This window comes from Geobacillus zalihae NBRC 101842 (genome assembly GCF_001544135.1).
Classification (GTDB): domain Bacteria; phylum Bacillota; class Bacilli; order Bacillales; family Anoxybacillaceae; genus Geobacillus; species Geobacillus zalihae.
The window spans coordinates 1-17,873 of record NZ_BCPV01000027.1; the positions used below are offsets into that span (position 1 = coordinate 1).

A 17,873-nucleotide genomic window follows, 5' to 3' on the forward strand; every position below is an offset into this window, starting at 1 on the left:
AACGGCGTCGAATACGGCGATGATGAACATTTTCCGTCCATCTCTTGTCAGCCAATGCCAAAACGTGTTGGCGCAGGTCAAAAGCGAGCTTGAAAAAATCAAAGAATAATCAAAAAACGCATGAGAGCACGGTTCTCATGCGTTTTTTTCCGGCATGACAAGCCGTTTGACAACAATGTCGACCGCCTCGGCGACATATGGCGTCATCGCGGCGATCTCCTCGGCAATATGCTGTTGCAACTGGCGGCAAACTTCCATCACCGGCGCCCCATATCGAATGGACATCTTGACCGTGACGCGGCACCGCTCGCCTTGAGCAACGGTGATGAACACCTCACAATCGTCAAGTGCGACCTCCGTCTGGCCGCGCACACACATCATGACAATGGTCAACAGCGTCGCCTCTACGGCGCTCCGTTTCCGATAGCGAAACGTGTTCACCGCCTTCTCCTCCCGCTGCACAAAATCACGTCTATACAGGCGTGTTGTATTCTATATATATAAGTTGCAATTTTGTTTTACATGGCATTGTTCGCTCTTCTTGTCACCGTGCCAGCTTGTTAGGTGATAAAGTAAAGACGGGACATGGAGGTCGGAAATTCTTTATTACAACCTATATAGATGCAATTTAAAGCTTTAACATTTTTCGTTTTTACCGGTCATTGCATCCGACTGCCGAATGACCGAACAACACCGCTTTCAGACCCATGAATGGGTCTTGGGAAGCGAGTCGTTGTTCGGTCGTCCGTCACGCCAAGGCGTGACGGGGGCAAGCCTGCGGCTTGCCCTCGACAGTCGAAACATCGATAAGTGGCTTTTCTATCCAAGATATGTTAAACGTTTTGGTTGCATCTATATATATGCAGCCATCCCTGCCCTTGCTCCTTGCCCGCCGGTTAAAAACCGAGCACCGCCTTGATGAGCGACGTCGTTTGGCCCCCTGGATAGAGGACATAAAGCAGCCAATAGACGACGACCCCGGTTGAGGCGCTGCCAAACCAAATGATGCTGGTGATCGGCCCAAGCCGACGATGGCGGGCCCTCTTGTCTTTCAATCCCGTCCAAATCGTGACAAGGCCAAATACGGCGCCAACTGTCGCCAGCACAATATGGAAAATAAGAAACAGCGTATAGTACACTTTGACGTTCTCCGGCCCGCCAAAGCTCGTATTGCCGATAAACAACGTCCGCGACATGTAAATGGTGAAAAACAGCAAAGCAAACACCGCTGCCGTCAGCATCACCTTTTTATGCGCTTCGATCCGCCTGCGGCTGATCAAATACCACCCATAAGCAACAAGCAAAGCGCTGATCACGATGCAGCTCGTGCTGATTGTCGGTAAAACGGCCATCGCTTCTCTCCCTTTCTTCTTTGTTCATCGTTTAGCGGCCAACCGCGCTTTACAGTTTGGTCGGCCGCAGCTCCATATCCATGCTTGGCTCTTTCTCCCGCTCCTTCCGATACCATTCGGTGAAGATGAAGAACAGCATCGTCCCGTACACGATTTCCTGGATGATTTTCATCAACACTCCGCCGAGCTGCTGATCATGGAGCGGCGACATCGATAAAAACATTTGCGGCCCGGTCAAATCAAGCGAAGCCAGCGTCCCTTGAGGAACGCATAGAGCCAGCGCGGCCATCCATGCTTTCGGGTCCGTATACGTCGCATAAAGCGGCGTATCGGTAAAAATGATGAGCGCGCAAGCCGGGGTCAACAGCATGCCGTCAGCGAAAATGTAACCCATTTTTTTTAAGCCGGACAATGTTTGCCACTCAGGAAGTTTATTAACAAGCGGCCACCACATGCAAAACGCAGCAACGAAAATGACCGAGGTAACAAAGGCATGCAGCCACATATTCATTTTCACAGCGTCAAAAATGAATGGAACGTGATAAAGCGAAAACAAACCGTTAAACAGCAGTAGCGCCACAATCGGCTTTGTCAACAACCGAAACACGCGGCGCACCGCTGCGAAACGGAACGCTCGCTCATAAAGCGGCGCCGGAATGCCTAAAATAAAACATTGCGGCACGATCAAATACAGCACTGCCATTTGCACCATATGGGCGGTGAACGTCAAATGGCCCATCAAATCCAGCGGAGACCCTTTGCATATATAAAGAAGCGCCATCCCGGTCCAAAAATATGCTTTCTGCTTCCCCGAAACGGCATCACCGAGGCCGAAACGCTGCCGCCATGGCCCGGTGATCCCCATGTACAGCAATGCAACCGCCACTAACACAAGCAAAAAAAACGGACTCCAAAGGGCGACGGGGCCAAACATTTGCAGCGATTGAAACATACGAATCCCCTCCTGATTGGTCCTTTCCCATTATACTACAAGACGCCGCGCCACAGCTATTCAAAAAAGGGGAAACCGGCGCAAAACCGATTCCCCCTTTTCTTACCACCAAATGACTGTTGTAAACGCCCAAACGAGCAAAAGCATAACCGCCACACCGCCGTAAATAAACATCGCCGGGAATTCGTGGCCTTTATGGCTCATGTGCATGAAATAATACAGCTGAAATGCGACCTGCACGGCGGCTAAAAGCAAAATAAACGGAACGACAAACCAATGGGAAAACTCTTCGTAACCAACGGCGGCGAAGGCGATGAGCGTCAACAAAATCATCAAAACGAATGCAATCATTTGATGGCGCATCTCTTCCGCGTTTTTCCGCCGGCGATACGCCAAATCGACGCGTTCATTTCCTGAATTCGTTTGATTCGCCATACGTTCACCCCACCATTCCCATCAAATATACAACGGTAAAAATGAACACCCAGACAACGTCAATGAAGTGCCAATACAGGCTTGCGACGTAAAATTTCGGGGCGTTGTATAAATTCAACCCACGCTTAGCATTGCGAATCATGAGCGTCAAAATCCAAAGCAACCCGAACGCGACGTGGCTTCCGTGCGTGCCAACGAGCGTGTAGAATGCTGAAGCGAAAGCGCTGGTCGTAAACTTATGGCCTTCATGCACATATTCATTGAACTCGTAAATTTCCAAGCCCAAAAAGCCGGCGCCAAGCAAAACAGTGATGCCAAACCAGAGCTGCATCTTTTTAAAGTCAAAGTTTTTCATATGATAAATGGCATACACGCTCGTCAAGCTGCTGGTTAGCAGCAGCATCGTTGCCATGAACACAACCGGCATTTGGAACAGTTCTTCCGCCGAAGGACCGCCGTTCGTTTTATCTTTCAGCGCCAAATAGGTGGCGAAGAGAGAGGCGAACAGCACCGTCTCTCCGCCTAAAAAGAGCCAGAAGCCGAGAAACTTATTTTTTCCCTCAAGGGTGGCGCGTTCCGGCGCGGCTGGAAACGTCTCGGCCGTCAATTTTTCCTCTGCATGCATCAGGCGTTCGCCTCCTTCTTCTCAAGTTCAAGCACTTCTTCTTTATGGATGTGGAAGCCGTGATCATCGATCACCGAGCGCAAGAACATCGAACCGAGCGTAATGAGCAGACCGAGAATGCCGACCGGCAAGCCCCATCCGGCGTCATTATGATACGTAAAGCCGAAGGCGGCGACAAACAGACCAAACGCAATGACAAACGGCAAAAACGACGAATTCGGCATATGGATGTCGCCAAGCGGTTCAGCTGGCGTCAATTCTTTTTTGCCTTCCATTTTTTCAAGCCAGAAAGCATCCAAGCCACGGACAAGCGGTGTTTGCGCAAAGTTGTACACCGGCGGCGGCGAAGCGATCGCCCATTCGAGCGTGCGGCCGTCGCCCCATGCATCGCCCGGCACTTTTTCGCCTTTTGCTGTCGTTACCACAATGTTAATAAGTAAAATAATCGTGGCAGCCGCCATAAAGAACGCACCGACCGTGCTGACGAAGTTCCCTGTCTCCCATCCTTGGTTCGGCAAATACGTAAACACGCGCCGCGGCATCCCTGTCAAACCAAGGAAGTGCTGAATAAAGAACGTTAAATGGAACCCGATAAAGAACAGCCAGAATGTCATTTTGCCGAGCGTTTCATTCAGCATGCGGCCAAACATTTTCGGCCACCAATAATGCGTGCCGGCAAGCAAAGCGAACACAACCCCGCCGACGATGACGTAATGGAAGTGCGCAACGACGAAATAGCTGTCATGGTATTGATAGTCCGCCGCCGCCGACGCCAACATGACCCCGGTCACCCCGCCCATGACGAACGACGGGATGAAGGCGACGGCATAATGCATCGGCGTTGTGAATTTGATGCTTCCGCCCCACATCGTAAACAGCCAGTTGAAAATTTTGACTCCTGTCGGAACGGCGATCGTCATCGTCGCGACGGCAAAGATGGCGTTCGCAATCGGCCCCATCCCGACCGTGAACATATGGTGCGCCCATACCATGAACCCTAAGAACGCGATGAGCACGGTCGCAAACACCATTGACGAATAGCCGAACAGCCGCTTGCGCGAGAACGTCGCAAAAATTTCCGAGAAAATGCCGAACGCCGGCAAAACAAGAATGTAGACTTCCGGATGGCCGAATACCCAGAACAAGTGCTCCCAAATGATCGTATTGCCGCCGGCAGCTGGGTTAAAGAAGTTGCCGCCAAACAAACGATCCATCATCATAAAAATCAAACCAACCGTCAGCGGTGGAAACGCAAACAAGATGAGCGCCGACGTCACAAACGTCGCCCATGTGAACATCGGCATGCGCATAAACGTCATGCCCGGAGCGCGCATGTTGATGATCGTCACAAGAAAGTTAATGGCACCCATGATCGTTCCGAAGCCGGAAATTTGCAGCCCGAGCGTATAAAAGTCGATGCCATGATGCGCTTTTGAGTCAAGCGACAGCGACGCATACGACGTCCAACCAGCGTCCGGTGCGCCGCCTAAAAACCATGAACAGTTCAAAAACAAACCACCGAAGAAAAACATCCAGAATCCAAGAGCGTTCAAAAACGGGAACGCGACGTCGCGCGCGCCGATCTGCAGCGGCACGACTGCGTTCATAAAGGCGAAAACAAGCGGCATCGCAGCCAAGAAAATCATCGTCGTTCCATGCATCGTCAGCACTTCGTTATACAAGCCGCCGACAAGGAAATCGTTGTTCGGCTTCGCGAGCTGAATGCGGATGAACAACGCCTCGAGACCACCGAGCAGGAAGAAAAACCCGCCGGAAATCAAGTACAGATGGGCGATTTTTTTATGGTCGACCGTTGTCAAATAATCCCACAAAACGGCGCCAACACCCTTTTTGCGCGCGATTGTACTCACGGTGAAACCTCCTTCTCATGCTTTATTCCACTTTTAAGCTCATCAAATATTTCGCCAATGCGTCAATTTGCTCTTCCGTCAAGTGGCCATATGTACCCGCCATTTTATTTCCAGGCTTCACGCTGTTCGGGTCTCTCAGCCATTTTTTCAGATTTTCTTCGTTATGCTCCAAAATACCGGCGATTCGTTCGCGATCGCCAAAGTTCGCCAAGTTCGGCGCTGTGCGTGCCTGTTCCGGACGCTTGTCCACAGGCGTCACCGCATGGCAGCCAATACAGCTTTTATTGAAAATCGCTTCGCCTTCTTTGGCAACCGGATCGGTGACAACCGGTTTTTTCACATTTTGCATCTTTTTCACCCAGGCGTCAAATTGGTCGCGCGGCAACGGCCGAACTTTAAAGTCCATCAGCGCATGGGACGGACCGCAAAGCTCCGCACATTTGCCGTAAAAGACGCCGCCGGCCTTATCGGTCGCTTTTTGATCAAAAACAAGCCAAAATTGGTTTTTGTTGTCGGTGTTCGTATCCATTTTGCCGCCGACCGCCGGAATCCAGAACGAATGTTTGACATCCGACGCAATCAAGTTGAAATACACTTTTTCATTCGTCGGCACGACCAAATCTTGGCTCGTGATAATGCCGTAATCCGGATATTCAAACTCCCACCAGTATTGGTTGGCGCGAACATTGACGACAACTGTATCCTTATCTCGTTTTTTGTCGTTCATCGCCTTGACGTCGGCGAGTTTAAATGTAGTCAATACCGTCGGCACAGCCAAAATGAGCAAGAGGATGATCGGAATGACAGTCCAAATAATTTCCAGCTTATGACTTCCTTCCACTTGCTTCGGGATTTTGTTTTCTTCCCCCTTGCGCCGCCGGAAGCGGATGACAACGTAAACGAAGATGATCGCCACGACGACAATGACGAGCACCATGATCGATGTGCTCAACAACATGAGCGAATACTGCATGTCCGCTACTTCACCGGCGGGCTGGAGCGTCGATAAAAACGGCTTGCCGCAGCCGGCGAGCAACAGCGCCATCATCCCGAACAGGGAAAATAAGCGCCAGTTACAGAGCCCCTTGTTCATAGCCTAATCAAACCCCTCTTTCCTTTGATGGATAAATGTGTATGTCAATTCTTTCACAAAGAAAGAATTTTAACCTGCTCACCAAATCGTAGCGATGACCATTGCCACGAACAAAATGGTCAAATAGTTGAGCGAATAGACGAACATCCACTTCGCCCATTTGATGTCATCTTTCATTTTCAAACCCGCCAATCCCAGCAGCAGCCAGCCGACATTGAGCAGCGTGGCCACGACTAAAAATGGAACGCCAAGCGAGAACAAGTAAAACGGCAACGGCAGCAAACACGCCACCCAAACGATGATTTGCCGCTTCGTCATGGCGAATCCATGGACGACCGGCAGCATCGGGATGCCGGCGGTGCGGTATTCTTCACACCGCTTCATCGCCAACGCCAAAAAGTGCGGCGGCTGCCACAAAAACATGATTAAAAACAGGATGAACGGAACAATATGGAAATCCGGATCAACCGCCGTCCAGCCGATCACCGGCGGCACCGCGCCGGAAATGCTGCCGACAACGGTGTTGATCGTGTAATGGCGCTTCGTCCAAAGCGTATATAAAAAGACGTATGTCACCATACCGATCAATCCAACGACAGCAGCCGTAACCGTTGTCATAAGCAGGCTCATCTCGCCGATTGCGACAAGACCAATCCCAAGCCAAAGCACCCGCCGCGGATCCATCGTCCCGGTGACGGTCGGGCGTGCTTTCGTTCGCTCCATATATTGATCAATGTCGCGGTCAATGTAGTTGTTGATCGCACATGAACCCGCGATGACAAGCGCTGCCCCAAACAGCGTGAAAAAAACAAGATGCAGGTTCTCCAAAAAGTGTTCCCCAGTAAAATAAAACGCCAGCCACATCCCGGCGAACGTCGTAATCAAATTCGAATTGACGATTCCGATTTTCACAACAGACGATAACTCTCTCCAAACTGTCTTGACGCTCACATGCGAGCGATGACCGGCATCGGCCGCATCCTGGTGCACCGCTTTCAATTCGGCCATGTCTCCTGTTCCTCCTCGCTGCGCCGCTCCTTGCCCGGCCGGCGCCGTGATGTTGCCTGAAATTCTTTCCAACGCCAAATAGCCAAAACGGGCTGTTTCCTCTTTATATTAAATCACATTTTTTCCTCATCATGTGAACTTTTTTTGAATAATTTGTGTCAAATTTTTGAATGCGCGCACCCAAAACGGCTCATTCGCTTGTCCCATTAATATTTCTAGCAAACTTAATCGACTTATTCAATATGCAAACGTCATTTTGTGTTTCCGGCCGCCATCGTGTAAAATAGATTTGGCTTGGCAGCACGGTTGGCTGCAATAAAATCCATCACTTTACTAATATGGACAAAATCACAGTTTCTCAATACAAGAAGGTGAAGATTTTGCAACGTTCACTGAAATGGTTTGCCTCGGCAACCACGTTGGCAATGTTGTTTGTTTTAATTGGTGGAGCGCTTGTGACCAAAACCGGCTCCGGCATGGGGTGCGGCCGATCATGGCCGCTGTGCAACGGCCAATGGGTGCCGGATCAGATTACGCCTGAGCTCATCATCGAGCTGAGCCATCGACTCGTTTCCGGCTTTGCCGGCATCATGGTGCTCATCCTTTCCATCTGGGCGTGGAGAGCCATTGGCCATGTGCGGGAGACAAAGTTTTTAGCTGTCATATCGTTTGTCTTTCTCGTCTTGCAAGGGCTGATCGGCGCCGCCGCGGTCGTGTGGGGGCAGTCCGATTTCGTCCTCGCCTTGCATTTCGGCATTTCGCTCATTTCGTTTGCCGCTGTGTTGCTGTTGACGCTATTGATTTTTGAAATCGACAAAACGTTTTCCGCCGCTTCCCTTTCGCTTGACGGCAAAATGCGGTTTCATATTTACGGCATCACCATATACTCATACATCGTCGTCTACACCGGGGCGCTCGTGCGCCATACGAACGCCAGCCTCGCCTGTCCGAGCTGGCCGCTTTGCGCGAAAACGCGCCTCCTCCCGGCTCAGTTTCATGAATGGGTGCAGATGGGTCATCGATTGGCCGCTCTTGTCATCATCATTTGGATCGCTGCTGCCGCCATACACGCTGTGCGTCATTATCGCGAACAGCCGGTCATCTACTACGGATGGCTCATCGCTCTTTTGCTCGTGCTCGCGCAAATGACAACCGGAGCGCTTGTCGTTTTTACGCAGCTGAATTTATACATTGCCTTGGCGCATGCCTTTTTCATTTCCTGCCTGTTCGGCGTGCTCAGCTATTTATTGCTCTTGGCGCTCCGCACCCGCCGGGCGCCGGTAAAAGCCGCCGACCACTCAGCCGAGGAAGCGGCGCCGGCCACGTTGAAATGACGGCCATCCATCCGCAAACAAAAAGGGATGCCCGCCAAAACTTGGGCACCCCTTTTTTTGTTCGGTATAGACCGTTTCATTTGGACAGCTCAATCAGCAAATCGCCCGCCTGAATGGCGTCGCCGCTTTTGACGTAAATGTCTTTGACAATGCCGGCAAACGGCGCCTGCACCGTCGTTTCCATCTTCATGGCTTCCGTTACCATCAAATGGTCGCCTTTGTCGACTTTTTCCCCTTTCTCCACGAGCACTTTCACCACCGTGCCCGGCATCGTGGCGGCAATGTGGTTCGGATTCGTCCGATCGGCCTTGATGCGCTCAGCAACGGCCGCTTTGATGCTTTCATCGCGGATGATGACTTCGCGCGGCTGGCCGTTCAGCTCGAAGTAAACGACGCGTGTGCCGTCCGCCTGAGGCTGGCCGATGGAGACGAGTTTGACGATGAGCGTTTTCCCACGCTCAATCTCCACTTCAATTTCCTCGCCGAGGCGCATGCCGTACAGGAACGTCGGTGTATCGAGCACGGAAATATCGCCGTATTTTTCGACCGTTTCGGCATATTCCAAAAACACTTTCGGATAAAGCGCATAGGCAATGGCGTCAAAGTCGGTCACTTCGCGGCCGAGCTTGTCATACAGCTCCCGCTTGATTTGCTCGAAATCAACCGGCTCAAGCAGCTCGCCCGGGCGAACGGTGATCGGTTCGCGCCCTTTCAAAATAATGCGTTGCAACTCTTTCGGAAACCCGCCATGCGGCTGGCCTAAATAGCCTTCGAAAAACTCCACGACTGAGTCTGGGAAATTAAGCGTTTCGCCGCGTTCAAAAATGTCTTGCTCCGTCAAATTGTTTTGCACCATGTAAAGCGCCATGTCGCCGACGACTTTCGATGATGGCGTCACTTTGACGATGTCGCCGAACAAGTCGTTGACGCGGCGGTACATTTCTTTCACTTCATCCCACCGATCGCCGAGGCCGACCGCTTTCGCCTGCTGTTGCAGGTTGCTGTACTGGCCGCCTGGCATCTCATGCATGTATACTTCCGTATGCGGCGCGTTCATGCCGCTTTCAAACTCTTGATAAAATTTGCGCACGTCTTCCCAATAGCGGGCCAACTGCTCAAGGCCGTAAATATCAACCTCCGGCGCCCGCTCCGTTCCTTCAAGGGCATAGTAGAGCGTATTGGCGCTCGGCTGCGACGTCAAGCCGGCCATCGAGCTGACGGCGACATCGACGATATCGACGCCGGCTTCGATCGCTTTGGCGTACGTGTAAATACCGTTGCCGCTCGTATCGTGCGTATGCAAATGGATCGGAATGCTGACCGTCTCCTTAAGCGCGGAAATGAGCACGTACGCCGCCTGCGGCTTCAACAGACCAGCCATATCCTTAATGCCTAAAATGTGCGCTCCGGCTTGCTCGAGCTCTTTCGCCAAGGCTTTGTAATAATCCAAATTGTACTTCGGCCGATTCGGGTCTAAAATATCGCCCGTATAGCAAATAGCCGCCTCGGCGATTTTGCCGCTTTGCCGGACGGCATCGATCGCCACCGTCATCCCTTTCACCCAGTTTAGGCTGTCGAAAATGCGGAACACATCAATGCCGGCTTGCGCTGATTTGTCGACGAACTCGCGGATGACGTTGTCGGGATAGTTTTTATACCCCACGGCGTTGGCCGACCGAAGCAGCATCTGGAACAGCACGTTTGGAATGCGCTCGCGCAGCTTCAGGAGGCGGTCCCACGGATCCTCCTTCAAAAAGCGGTACGCCACATCAAACGTCGCCCCGCCCCACATCTCAAGCGAGAATAAGTTGGGCAGCAAACGCGCCGTCGGCTCAGCGATCCGCAACAAGTCGATCGTGCGGACGCGGGTCGCCAACAACGACTGATGAGCGTCACGGAACGTCGTATCGGTCAAGAGCACGCGCGGCTGCTCTTGGATCCAGCGAACAAGCCCTTCAGGTCCGCGTTCATCCAAAATTTGCTTCGTTCCCGCTGGGATCGGTTCCGTTTGGCTCACCTTCGGCACGCGCGGTTTGTCAAACACCGGCTTTTTCTTTTTGCCGATGCCAGGGAAGCCGTTGACCGTCACGGTGCCGATGTACGTAAGCATTTTCGTCCCGCGGTCTTTTCGGCGCGGGAATACAAACAATTCCGGCGTCGTATCGATAAATGACGTATCGTATTCCCCCGACAAAAATTTCGGATGCTGAACGACGTTTTCCAAAAACGGAATGTTCGTTTTAATGCCGCGGATGCGGAATTCGCGCAAGTTGCGGAGCATTTTTCTTGCCGCCTGCTCAAACGTCAACGCCCATGTCGACACTTTCACGAGCAGCGAATCGTAATACGGCGTAATGACCGCCCCTTGGAAGCCATTGCCGGCGTCCAAGCGCACGCCAAAACCGCCGCCGGAACGGTACGCCATAATTTTTCCCGTATCCGGCATAAAGTTGTTGAGCGGATCTTCCGTCGTCACCCGCGACTGAATGGCGTAGCCGTTGATGCGGATGTCTTCCTGCTTTGGAATGCCGACTTCCGGGCTGTGGAGCGAAAATCCGTCGGCGATTAAAATTTGCGACTGGACGATGTCAATCCCGGTGATCATTTCGGTGATCGTATGCTCAACTTGAATGCGCGGATTGACTTCGATGAAATAAAACTCATCTCCGGAGACGAGAAACTCAACCGTGCCAGCGTTGACGTAGCCGACGCTTCTCATGAGCCGGACCGCCGCCTCGCAAATGCGCTCGCGCAGCTCGTCCGACAACGAGACGCTCGGCGCGACTTCCACGACTTTTTGATGGCGGCGCTGCACCGAGCAGTCGCGTTCATAAAGGTGAACGATGTTTCCTTCGTGGTCGCCCAAAATTTGCACTTCAATATGCTTCGGCTTTTCGATCAGCTTTTCAACATAAACGTCATCGCTGCCAAACGCCGCTTTCGCTTCCGACTTAGCCCGCTCAAACGCTTCCTTCACTTCCGACTTTGAGCGGACGATGCGCATGCCCCGGCCGCCGCCGCCAAGCGCCGCTTTAATGATGATCGGGTATCCGTGCGTCTCAGCAAAACGGACGACGTCTTCAAGGCCGCCGACCGGTCCATCGCTGCCCGGGATGACCGGAATGCCCGCCTTCATGGCCGCATGGCGCGCTTTCACTTTATCGCCGAACATATCCAAATGTTCTTCGTTCGGGCCGATGAAAATAATCCCCTCTTCGCGGCACCGTTTGGCAAATTGAATGTTTTCCGACAAAAACCCATAACCCGGGTGGATGGCATCGACATCGTGGGCTTTGGCGATCTCAATGATGCCTTCGATGTCCAAGTAGGCTTCGATCGGCTTTTTCCCTTCCCCGACTAAATACGCCTCATCCGCTTTGTAGCGGTGGTACGATCCGGTGTCTTCCTTCGAATAAATCGCCACGGTGCGGATATCAAGCTCCGTGCAGGCGCGGAAAACGCGAATGGCGATCTCTCCCCGGTTGGCTGCCAGCACTTTGCGAATTCGTCTTGTCCTCATTCTGTCCCTCCTCCTTTATTTAATAAAAGTATAAAAGTTTTGCCGATTTGTAAATACACTTTCTAAAAAGTCAGACCTCTTTTCTGTTTGCTGACCATCGTTTTTTCCGCTTTTTTATACCGTTGTTCGTACTTTGCAAACATCGAAATGTTCACCAAAAGACCGAGCGAAGCCATGGTCAGGACAAGCGACGTTCCCCCATAGCTGACGAGCGGCAGCGGCACCCCTGTAATCGGAATAAGGCCAACGACCCCACCAACGTTAATGAACGTTTGAAAGCCGATCATGACGGAGATGCCGATCGCAAGCAGGCTCCCAAACGCATCGTGGGAGCGGCGGGCAATCCAAAGCCCGCGCAGCACGATAAACGCCAATAACCCAAGCGTGAACGCTACACCAAATAAGCCGAGCTCTTCGGCGATGACCGCCATAATAAAATCGGTGTGCGACTCTGGCAGGTAGCCGTATTTTTGAATGCCTTTGCCAAGCCCCACTCCTTTCAGCCCGCCAAGCCCGATCGCCAAATACGAATTCACGAGCTGGTAGCCATCGCCGTTTGCGTATTGAAAGGGATCCAAAAAGCTGTAAAGACGCGATACCCGTTCAGGAGAAAAAATTTTTTTGCCCGCAACCGGGAGCCAAAACGGTGACAGCACCGTCCCGATCAATGTAAAAAAAAGCAGCTGCTTTAGAAGCAACACGAGGCGCAAACCGGACGAAACAATGATGCACATCGCGATGGCAAACACGATCGCCGCCGTTCCGAAGTCAGGCTGTATGGCAATCAGGAAACAAATCACCAATGTATAATAAATGGGGAACAAATTGCTTTTCGCCGGCTCGGCCAGCCGCTTCCGCTTGTTGGCGAACGCTGCGGCCAAGTATAAAATCAGACCGAGCTTCGCGAGCTCCGCCGGTTGGATCGAAAGCGCCCCGACGCGAAACCAGCTTGTTGCGTTGTTGGCCGTATGGCCGAGAAAAGCGACGGCGATCAGCATCAATGGAGAAGCAAAAAAGACGAGTTTCACCCATCGCTCCGCCCGCCACACTTTATACGGAATCGCCATCATAATGGCGAACGCGATGAATCCGGCAATCAGCCACAGTTTTTGCCGCTCGTAAAAATAGTCGCTTGGCACTTCAAAGCGGATGACGGCGGTGACCATGCTCGAGCTGTACACCATAATCAATCCGAACAACGACAGCATGATGACCGCGGCGATCAGCGGATAATCATAGCACTTCAATACTTTTTTCCATAATTGTCGTTCCATCGTTCCTCTTCCCTGTGAACATGTATGTACATAAAATCATTCGCAGCGGCGCGCTGTTTTCCTGCCGAAAAACAGAAAAACTCAAACGACGGGAAACCAATCGTTTGAGTTGTTTTATATATCCTTTATCGCACGCGCTTTTTGGCCACGGCCTCGTGCAACGTGGAAAGTTCGCGCTCAAGCCGGTCAAGGAGCGCCTTTCCGTCTTTCGCCTCCACAAGCCCGAGGCGCACCGCAAAATCAATTTCCCGTGACAAACCGAACATTTGCGTGTCAAGCACTTCTTCATACACCGGACATTGCGGCATCGTCAAATGGTCCATTTGCACGCGGATGAGTTGGATGATTTTCTCTGCATCCGCTTGTAAAAGCGCGTACGCCTTCTCCCGATAGCTCATCGATTCGTCCGTCACATCGATCCCTCCGTTCTCTCCCCTATCCTTCTTTACATCTTAACGTGAAACAAGCCATTTTGCAAGTTGAAACCGTTGACAGCAACCGGGCCTAGAACATGACAAGCTCTTTCATTATTATTATACTAAAAACGGTGGGAACATGCAGAGGAGAGGTGTTTCATGAACGATATTATTGTGCTGACAGGAAAGGTGAAGTTTACGATCACGCTTGACCCCGGCGTCTGGATTTTCGACGACCGGAAAGTGGACATGGATGCGTATTTTTCGGAGCCGGCTCCACAGCCGACGGAAGCGGAGCAAGAGGACGAGGAAATCAAAAAGCTGTCGGCATTTTGGGACCGGGAAATTCAAGAGGGCGCGGTTTTTCCGCCGACGTTGAAAACGGAGCGGCGCTTTTTGAAGGAGAAAATCATCACCGGCTCGTTCGGCATGCCGTTCGCCCCATTTTTGCGAAACGCTGAGCCGCATGAAGACGCGTCTGAACTTGTCATTGAGACGGAACATGGAGAAACCGTGATCCCTCTGGAAAAGGCGTACGACCTGATTTTCGCTTTTTCCCAAAACGGAAAACCGCTACGCGACGACGGTCCGGTGCACATTTATTTTGGCGACGGCTCCAACCGTGAGGCGCCGATTACTCATGTGCGTCGGCTCGTCGTCCGATGACCGGCCGCCCCATGAAGGGGCGGCCCGGTGTTTGAGGTTTTGACGCCTTCAACCGCCTCAAGCGCTTGGAACCTAGATGTTTTCCGCAACGCCCCAGGCGGCGGGCGCCTTTCGAAACGTTCGTGGCGGCGGGCCGCGCGCCTGGCACCCGTTCTTTAACGGCGGATGCTCTGAGGAACGCCTAGCTACAGCAAATCAGCGGCAAGCTGGGCGAGCGCCGAACGCTCCCCTTTGACGAGCCGGATATGACCGGCGATTTTTTGGTCTTTAAACTTTTCGACGACGTACGTCAACCCGTTGTTATATTCATCCAAATACGGATGGTCGATCTGTTCCGGATCGCCCATTAAAATAATTTTGCTTTTCTCCCCGACGCGCGTCAAAATCGTCTTCACTTCATGCTTCGTTAAATTTTGCGCCTCATCAATGATGATAAACTGCTCCGGCAGGCTCCGGCCGCGGATGTACGTGAGCGCCTCCACTTCAATCGAGCTCATGCCGGCTAAAATCGCATCGAGCTCCCCCGGTTTTTTCGTGTTGAACAAGTATTCCAAGTTGTCAAAAATCGGCTGCATCCACGGGCGCAGCTTTTCTTCCTTTTCCCCCGGCAGAAAGCCGAGATCTTTCCCCATCGGCACAATCGGCCGAGCGACGAGCAATTTTTTGTATGTGCGCAAATCTTCCGTTTGCATCAACCCCGCGGCAAGGGCAAGCAACGTCTTGCCCGTTCCGGCTTTGCCGATTAGCGTCACAAGCGGAATGTCGTCGCGCATGAGAAGCTCAAACGCCATCGTCTGCTGCACGTTGCGCGGGCGAATGCCCCATATATGTTCGTGATGGAAGATGAGCTTTTTCACTTTTTTGCCGTTTTGGTCGACAATGCCAATCGCTGACGCCGAGCTGCCAAACGCGTCTTTCATAATGATGAACTGGTTCGGATAAAACGGGTGGTCGGCGATATCAGCGAGCACGAGCTCCCCTTTGTCGTAAAACCGCTGCAGGTGGTCCTTTCCTATGTACAGCTCCAAAAATCCGCTGTAAATATGGTCGACATCAACGACGCGGTCGCTTAAAAAGTCTTCTGCCTGCAGCCCGATGGCATCCGCTTTGACGCGCACGAGCGCATCTTTGCTCACCAAAATGACGGAGCGTCCATCTTCCTTCGCCTGCTCTTCAAGCGATAAATTTTTCGCCACCGCCAGAATGCGGTTGTCATTTGTTTTTTCGACAAAAATTTCTTGCAGTTGATGAAACGAACGATGGTTCAACTCAATGCGCAGCGCCCCTCCGTTTTCAAGCGGAATTTTTTCATGCAGCTTGCCGTTTTCGCGCAGACGGTCGATGAGCTTTGACACTTGGCGGGCATTTCTACCAATTTCATCCATATACCGCTTTTTCGAATCCACTTCCTCAAGCACGACCGCTGGAATGACGACCTCATTATCCTCAAACGCGAAAATCGAATACGGATCTTGCAACAGCACGTTCGTATCGAGCACGTAAATTTTTTTTCCCAAATTCCGCTTCCCCCCATGTGAGTTTTTCACGTTTTTCCGTTGGATGGGAATGGCTGTAATACAACATATGAAAACATGTATAAAGATAGAAGGACATTTGCAAACTAAAGAAAAAAAGTCGAGGTGGCCCATTATGAAGAGAAACTGCTGGCTCGCCGTTTTCTTCCTTCCCCTTTTGATTTTCAGCGGCTGCACGTTTGGAAACGATCATGAAGCGAACGAGCCCAATCGTTCACTCGTGCGCGTCAAAAATACGGTCGATGAACGCGTCGAGAACAAATCCGGGCAAGAGATCGCCCGCCGGCTTGCAGAAATCGCCGACCGTGTTCCAAACGTTCACAATGCCGCCGCGATCGTCGTCGGCAAATATGCCATCGTCGGCATTGACGTCGGCGCCAATATGGATGCCTCACGCGTCGGCACCATCAAATATTCCGTCGCCGAAGCATTGCAAAAAGATCAGTACGGTGCGAACGCTATTATTGTCGCTGACCCAGATCTTTACACCCGCGTGCGCAACATCGGCCGGCAAATCGATGAGGGGAGGCCGGTGCAAGCGTTCATGAACGAAATCGCCGACATCGTCGGACGAGTGATGCCGGAAGTGCCAAGCGACCTATTTGAAACGACGCCGAAGCCGACCGAAGAAAATGACGGACAGCTGAACGAACGGGAGGAGCGGCAACTGAACGAACAGCAAAACAAGCAATCGAATGAACATTTAAATCGATAAACGGTTTCTGTGTGGGTTATAATGGAACAGAAAGCGCGGCTCATTTCCGAGGAAAGCGGGAGTGAAATGCATTTGAATCAACAAACGATGGCGGGAAATGTGGTATAATGGGAACGAAAGAACACTCTACCATTTCGCGTTTGGATGTATTGAGGTGAACAATGAGAGTCAAATGCGTGCTTTGCGACCAAATCGATACGATCGACGATGAATCGCCGCTCGCCAAGCGGCTGCGCAACCGCCCGATCCACACGTACATGTGCCGCGAATGCCACGACCGCATCACCGAAAAAACGAAACAGCGGCTGGCAACAGGAAAGTTCCGCTTCTATCGCGGCCGCCGCGCAGACGATGATTGGTGATCCCACAAAAAAAAACGGTGCGGAAGAGCGATCGCTTTTCCGCGCCTTTTTGGTTGTCATCATCCATACTTTTCCGGTTCGGCTTCGATCTGCCGCCACATCGCCTCAGCCAGCTCAAGCGGGAAACACGCCGCCCTTGTTTCCCCGCCGCGCACATATTCGACGATGTATTGCCCATTCGTTTCATCTTTGACGGCGTCTACGGCCGTCACACCAAAGTCGTTTTCCAAGATGGCGCGGAAAAACGAGGCCGTATCGCGCGCCGCCGCATCGTGCGGACGGGCTTTGGCGACGATGTGGATCGTCAGCCAGTTATAAAGGGCATCCTGCACGGATTTCATGACTTTTCTCCCTCTTTCGCCTGCTTCAGGCGCACTTTATAAATGATTAATACGAGGGCGGCGACGGCCAATCCTTCTGCCACCGGCAAAAAGACAGCAAAAAAGGTCAAAACCGTGCAGCCAAGCGCCAGCAAAACGTAAATGATGACGTTTTTCAACAGCGGCAGGCGGCGGGCAAAACCGAGTCGATACACAAGCGCAGCAAGCAGCAACACTGTCACATACAATAGCCACATACCGCGCTCGGGATGATCGTGCACCTTATAAAGCGAGGCGAAAAACGTGAGCCGTTCGAGCACATTCACACCATTCCCCTCCCGTTCATCCTAATAGCGCCCTTCTCCAAGGCGTTTTCGATTGTTCGCAAACCAAAG

18 protein-coding genes are annotated in these 17,873 nt (G+C 52.0%); 4 read left to right on the forward strand and 14 right to left on the reverse strand.

The annotated features are described in order from the left end of the window. Positions 1–135: 135 nt before the first annotated feature. From GZ1_RS09115 to cyoE, 8 genes are all read right to left on the reverse strand, one after another. The gene (locus tag GZ1_RS09115) at positions 136–441 is read right to left on the reverse strand and encodes an Asp23/Gls24 family envelope stress response protein (RefSeq protein ID WP_015374346.1); all 306 of its coding nucleotides are present in this window, start codon (positions 439–441) and stop codon (positions 136–138) included. Positions 442–896: 455 nt separating this feature from the next. Further along, positions 897–1,352: a DUF420 domain-containing protein gene (locus GZ1_RS09120; protein WP_011230587.1), complete on the reverse strand. Its 456-nt coding sequence runs from the start codon at positions 1,350–1,352 to the stop codon at positions 897–899. 49 nt (positions 1,353–1,401) lie between these two features. Further along, positions 1,402–2,304, reverse strand: coding sequence for a cytochrome c oxidase assembly factor CtaG (gene ctaG / locus GZ1_RS09125; RefSeq protein ID WP_020755436.1), 903 nt, complete (start codon positions 2,302–2,304; stop codon positions 1,402–1,404). A gap of 102 nt (positions 2,305–2,406) precedes the next feature. Next, positions 2,407–2,739 (reverse strand): cytochrome c oxidase subunit IVB, encoded by a 333-nt coding sequence (ctaF, locus tag GZ1_RS09130; protein ID WP_013145877.1) that lies wholly within the window; start codon positions 2,737–2,739, stop codon positions 2,407–2,409. Between the two features lie 4 nt (positions 2,740–2,743). Beyond that, positions 2,744–3,364 (reverse strand): cytochrome c oxidase subunit III, encoded by a 621-nt coding sequence (gene ctaE, locus GZ1_RS09135; RefSeq protein ID WP_011230584.1) that lies wholly within the window; start codon positions 3,362–3,364, stop codon positions 2,744–2,746. After that, positions 3,364–5,235: a cytochrome c oxidase subunit I gene (gene ctaD / locus GZ1_RS09140; RefSeq protein ID WP_060788362.1), complete on the reverse strand. Its 1,872-nt coding sequence runs from the start codon at positions 5,233–5,235 to the stop codon at positions 3,364–3,366. Before ctaD ends, ctaE begins: the two co-directional genes overlap by 1 nt. Positions 5,236–5,257: 22 nt before the next feature. Beyond that, a complete protein-coding gene (gene coxB, locus GZ1_RS09145; protein WP_020755433.1) occupies positions 5,258–6,328 on the reverse strand; it encodes a cytochrome c oxidase subunit II in 1,071 nt (356 codons plus the stop codon). A gap of 78 nt (positions 6,329–6,406) precedes the next feature. Next, complete coding sequence (gene cyoE, locus GZ1_RS09150) at positions 6,407–7,336, reverse strand: heme o synthase (RefSeq protein ID WP_015374341.1); 930 nt, start codon at positions 7,334–7,336, stop codon at positions 6,407–6,409. Between the two features lie 380 nt (positions 7,337–7,716). On the opposite strand from cyoE, the gene GZ1_RS09155 reads away from it, so the two are divergent. Next, positions 7,717–8,670 (forward strand): COX15/CtaA family protein, encoded by a 954-nt coding sequence (locus tag GZ1_RS09155; RefSeq protein WP_015374340.1) that lies wholly within the window; start codon positions 7,717–7,719, stop codon positions 8,668–8,670. A gap of 76 nt (positions 8,671–8,746) precedes the next feature. Here GZ1_RS09155 and pyc read toward each other — a convergent pair whose 3' ends face one another. The 3 genes from pyc to GZ1_RS09170 form a co-directional block, all read right to left on the reverse strand. Then, positions 8,747–12,190 (reverse strand): pyruvate carboxylase, encoded by a 3,444-nt coding sequence (gene pyc, locus GZ1_RS09160; protein WP_060788363.1) that lies wholly within the window; start codon positions 12,188–12,190, stop codon positions 8,747–8,749. A 62-nt stretch (positions 12,191–12,252) separates the two neighbouring features. Continuing rightward, positions 12,253–13,464, reverse strand: a complete 1,212-nt coding sequence (ftsW, locus tag GZ1_RS09165; protein WP_013523316.1) for a putative lipid II flippase FtsW — start codon at positions 13,462–13,464, stop codon at positions 12,253–12,255. Between the two features lie 125 nt (positions 13,465–13,589). Next, positions 13,590–13,877 carry an Fpa/YlaN family protein gene (locus tag GZ1_RS09170; RefSeq protein WP_011230577.1) on the reverse strand — a complete coding sequence of 96 codons (288 nt, stop codon included), beginning with the start codon at positions 13,875–13,877 and terminating at the stop codon, positions 13,590–13,592. Positions 13,878–14,039: 162 nt separating this feature from the next. Between GZ1_RS09170 and GZ1_RS09175 the strand changes: the two genes are divergently transcribed. After that, a complete protein-coding gene (locus tag GZ1_RS09175; RefSeq protein ID WP_011230576.1) occupies positions 14,040–14,546 on the forward strand; it encodes a molybdopterin-binding protein in 507 nt (168 codons plus the stop codon). 185 nt (positions 14,547–14,731) lie between these two features. Here GZ1_RS09175 and GZ1_RS09180 read toward each other — a convergent pair whose 3' ends face one another. Next, positions 14,732–16,063, reverse strand: coding sequence for a PhoH family protein (locus tag GZ1_RS09180; protein ID WP_011230575.1), 1,332 nt, complete (start codon positions 16,061–16,063; stop codon positions 14,732–14,734). A gap of 133 nt (positions 16,064–16,196) precedes the next feature. Here GZ1_RS09180 and GZ1_RS09185 point away from each other — a divergent pair, with 133 nt between their 5' ends. Continuing rightward, the gene (locus GZ1_RS09185) at positions 16,197–16,796 is read left to right on the forward strand and encodes a YhcN/YlaJ family sporulation lipoprotein (protein ID WP_060788364.1); all 600 of its coding nucleotides are present in this window, start codon (positions 16,197–16,199) and stop codon (positions 16,794–16,796) included. Positions 16,797–16,957: 161 nt separating this feature from the next. Next, the gene (locus tag GZ1_RS09190; protein ID WP_013145887.1) at positions 16,958–17,158 is read left to right on the forward strand and encodes a YlaI family protein; all 201 of its coding nucleotides are present in this window, start codon (positions 16,958–16,960) and stop codon (positions 17,156–17,158) included. Between the two features lie 59 nt (positions 17,159–17,217). Here the strand turns inward: GZ1_RS09190 and GZ1_RS09195 are convergent, their stop codons facing one another. Together GZ1_RS09195 and GZ1_RS09200 are read right to left on the reverse strand one after the other, a co-directional pair. Continuing rightward, positions 17,218–17,499 carry a hypothetical protein gene (locus tag GZ1_RS09195; RefSeq protein WP_013145888.1) on the reverse strand — a complete coding sequence of 94 codons (282 nt, stop codon included), beginning with the start codon at positions 17,497–17,499 and terminating at the stop codon, positions 17,218–17,220. Beyond that, positions 17,496–17,804, reverse strand: coding sequence for a YlaH-like family protein (locus GZ1_RS09200; RefSeq protein ID WP_011230571.1), 309 nt, complete (start codon positions 17,802–17,804; stop codon positions 17,496–17,498). Before GZ1_RS09200 ends, GZ1_RS09195 begins: the two co-directional genes overlap by 4 nt. Between the last annotated feature and the right edge of the window lie 69 nt (positions 17,805–17,873).

Excerpts from the sequence above, each read along its gene's own strand:
- GZ1_RS09120 (WP_011230587.1), bottom strand. The coding sequence starts at position 1,352 with ATGGCCGTTTTACCGACAATCAGCACGAGCTGCATCGTGATCAGCGCT.
- ctaG (WP_020755436.1), bottom strand. The coding sequence starts at position 2,304 with ATGTTTCAATCGCTGCAAATGTTTGGCCCCGTCGCCCTTTGGAGTCCG.
- ctaF (WP_013145877.1), bottom strand. The coding sequence starts at position 2,739 with ATGGCGAATCAAACGAATTCAGGAAATGAACGCGTCGATTTGGCGTAT.
- ctaE (WP_011230584.1), bottom strand. The coding sequence starts at position 3,364 with ATGCATGCAGAGGAAAAATTGACGGCCGAGACGTTTCCAGCCGCGCCG.
- coxB (WP_020755433.1), bottom strand. The coding sequence starts at position 6,328 with ATGAACAAGGGGCTCTGTAACTGGCGCTTATTTTCCCTGTTCGGGATG.
- cyoE (WP_015374341.1), bottom strand. The coding sequence starts at position 7,336 with ATGGCCGAATTGAAAGCGGTGCACCAGGATGCGGCCGATGCCGGTCAT.
- pyc (WP_060788363.1), bottom strand. The coding sequence starts at position 12,190 with ATGAGGACAAGACGAATTCGCAAAGTGCTGGCAGCCAACCGGGGAGAG.
- ftsW (WP_013523316.1), bottom strand. The coding sequence starts at position 13,464 with ATGGAACGACAATTATGGAAAAAAGTATTGAAGTGCTATGATTATCCG.
- GZ1_RS09175 (WP_011230576.1), top strand. The coding sequence starts at position 14,040 with ATGAACGATATTATTGTGCTGACAGGAAAGGTGAAGTTTACGATCACG.
- GZ1_RS09185 (WP_060788364.1), top strand. The coding sequence starts at position 16,197 with ATGAAGAGAAACTGCTGGCTCGCCGTTTTCTTCCTTCCCCTTTTGATT.
- GZ1_RS09190 (WP_013145887.1), top strand. The coding sequence starts at position 16,958 with ATGAGAGTCAAATGCGTGCTTTGCGACCAAATCGATACGATCGACGAT.
- GZ1_RS09195 (WP_013145888.1), bottom strand. The coding sequence starts at position 17,499 with ATGAAATCCGTGCAGGATGCCCTTTATAACTGGCTGACGATCCACATC.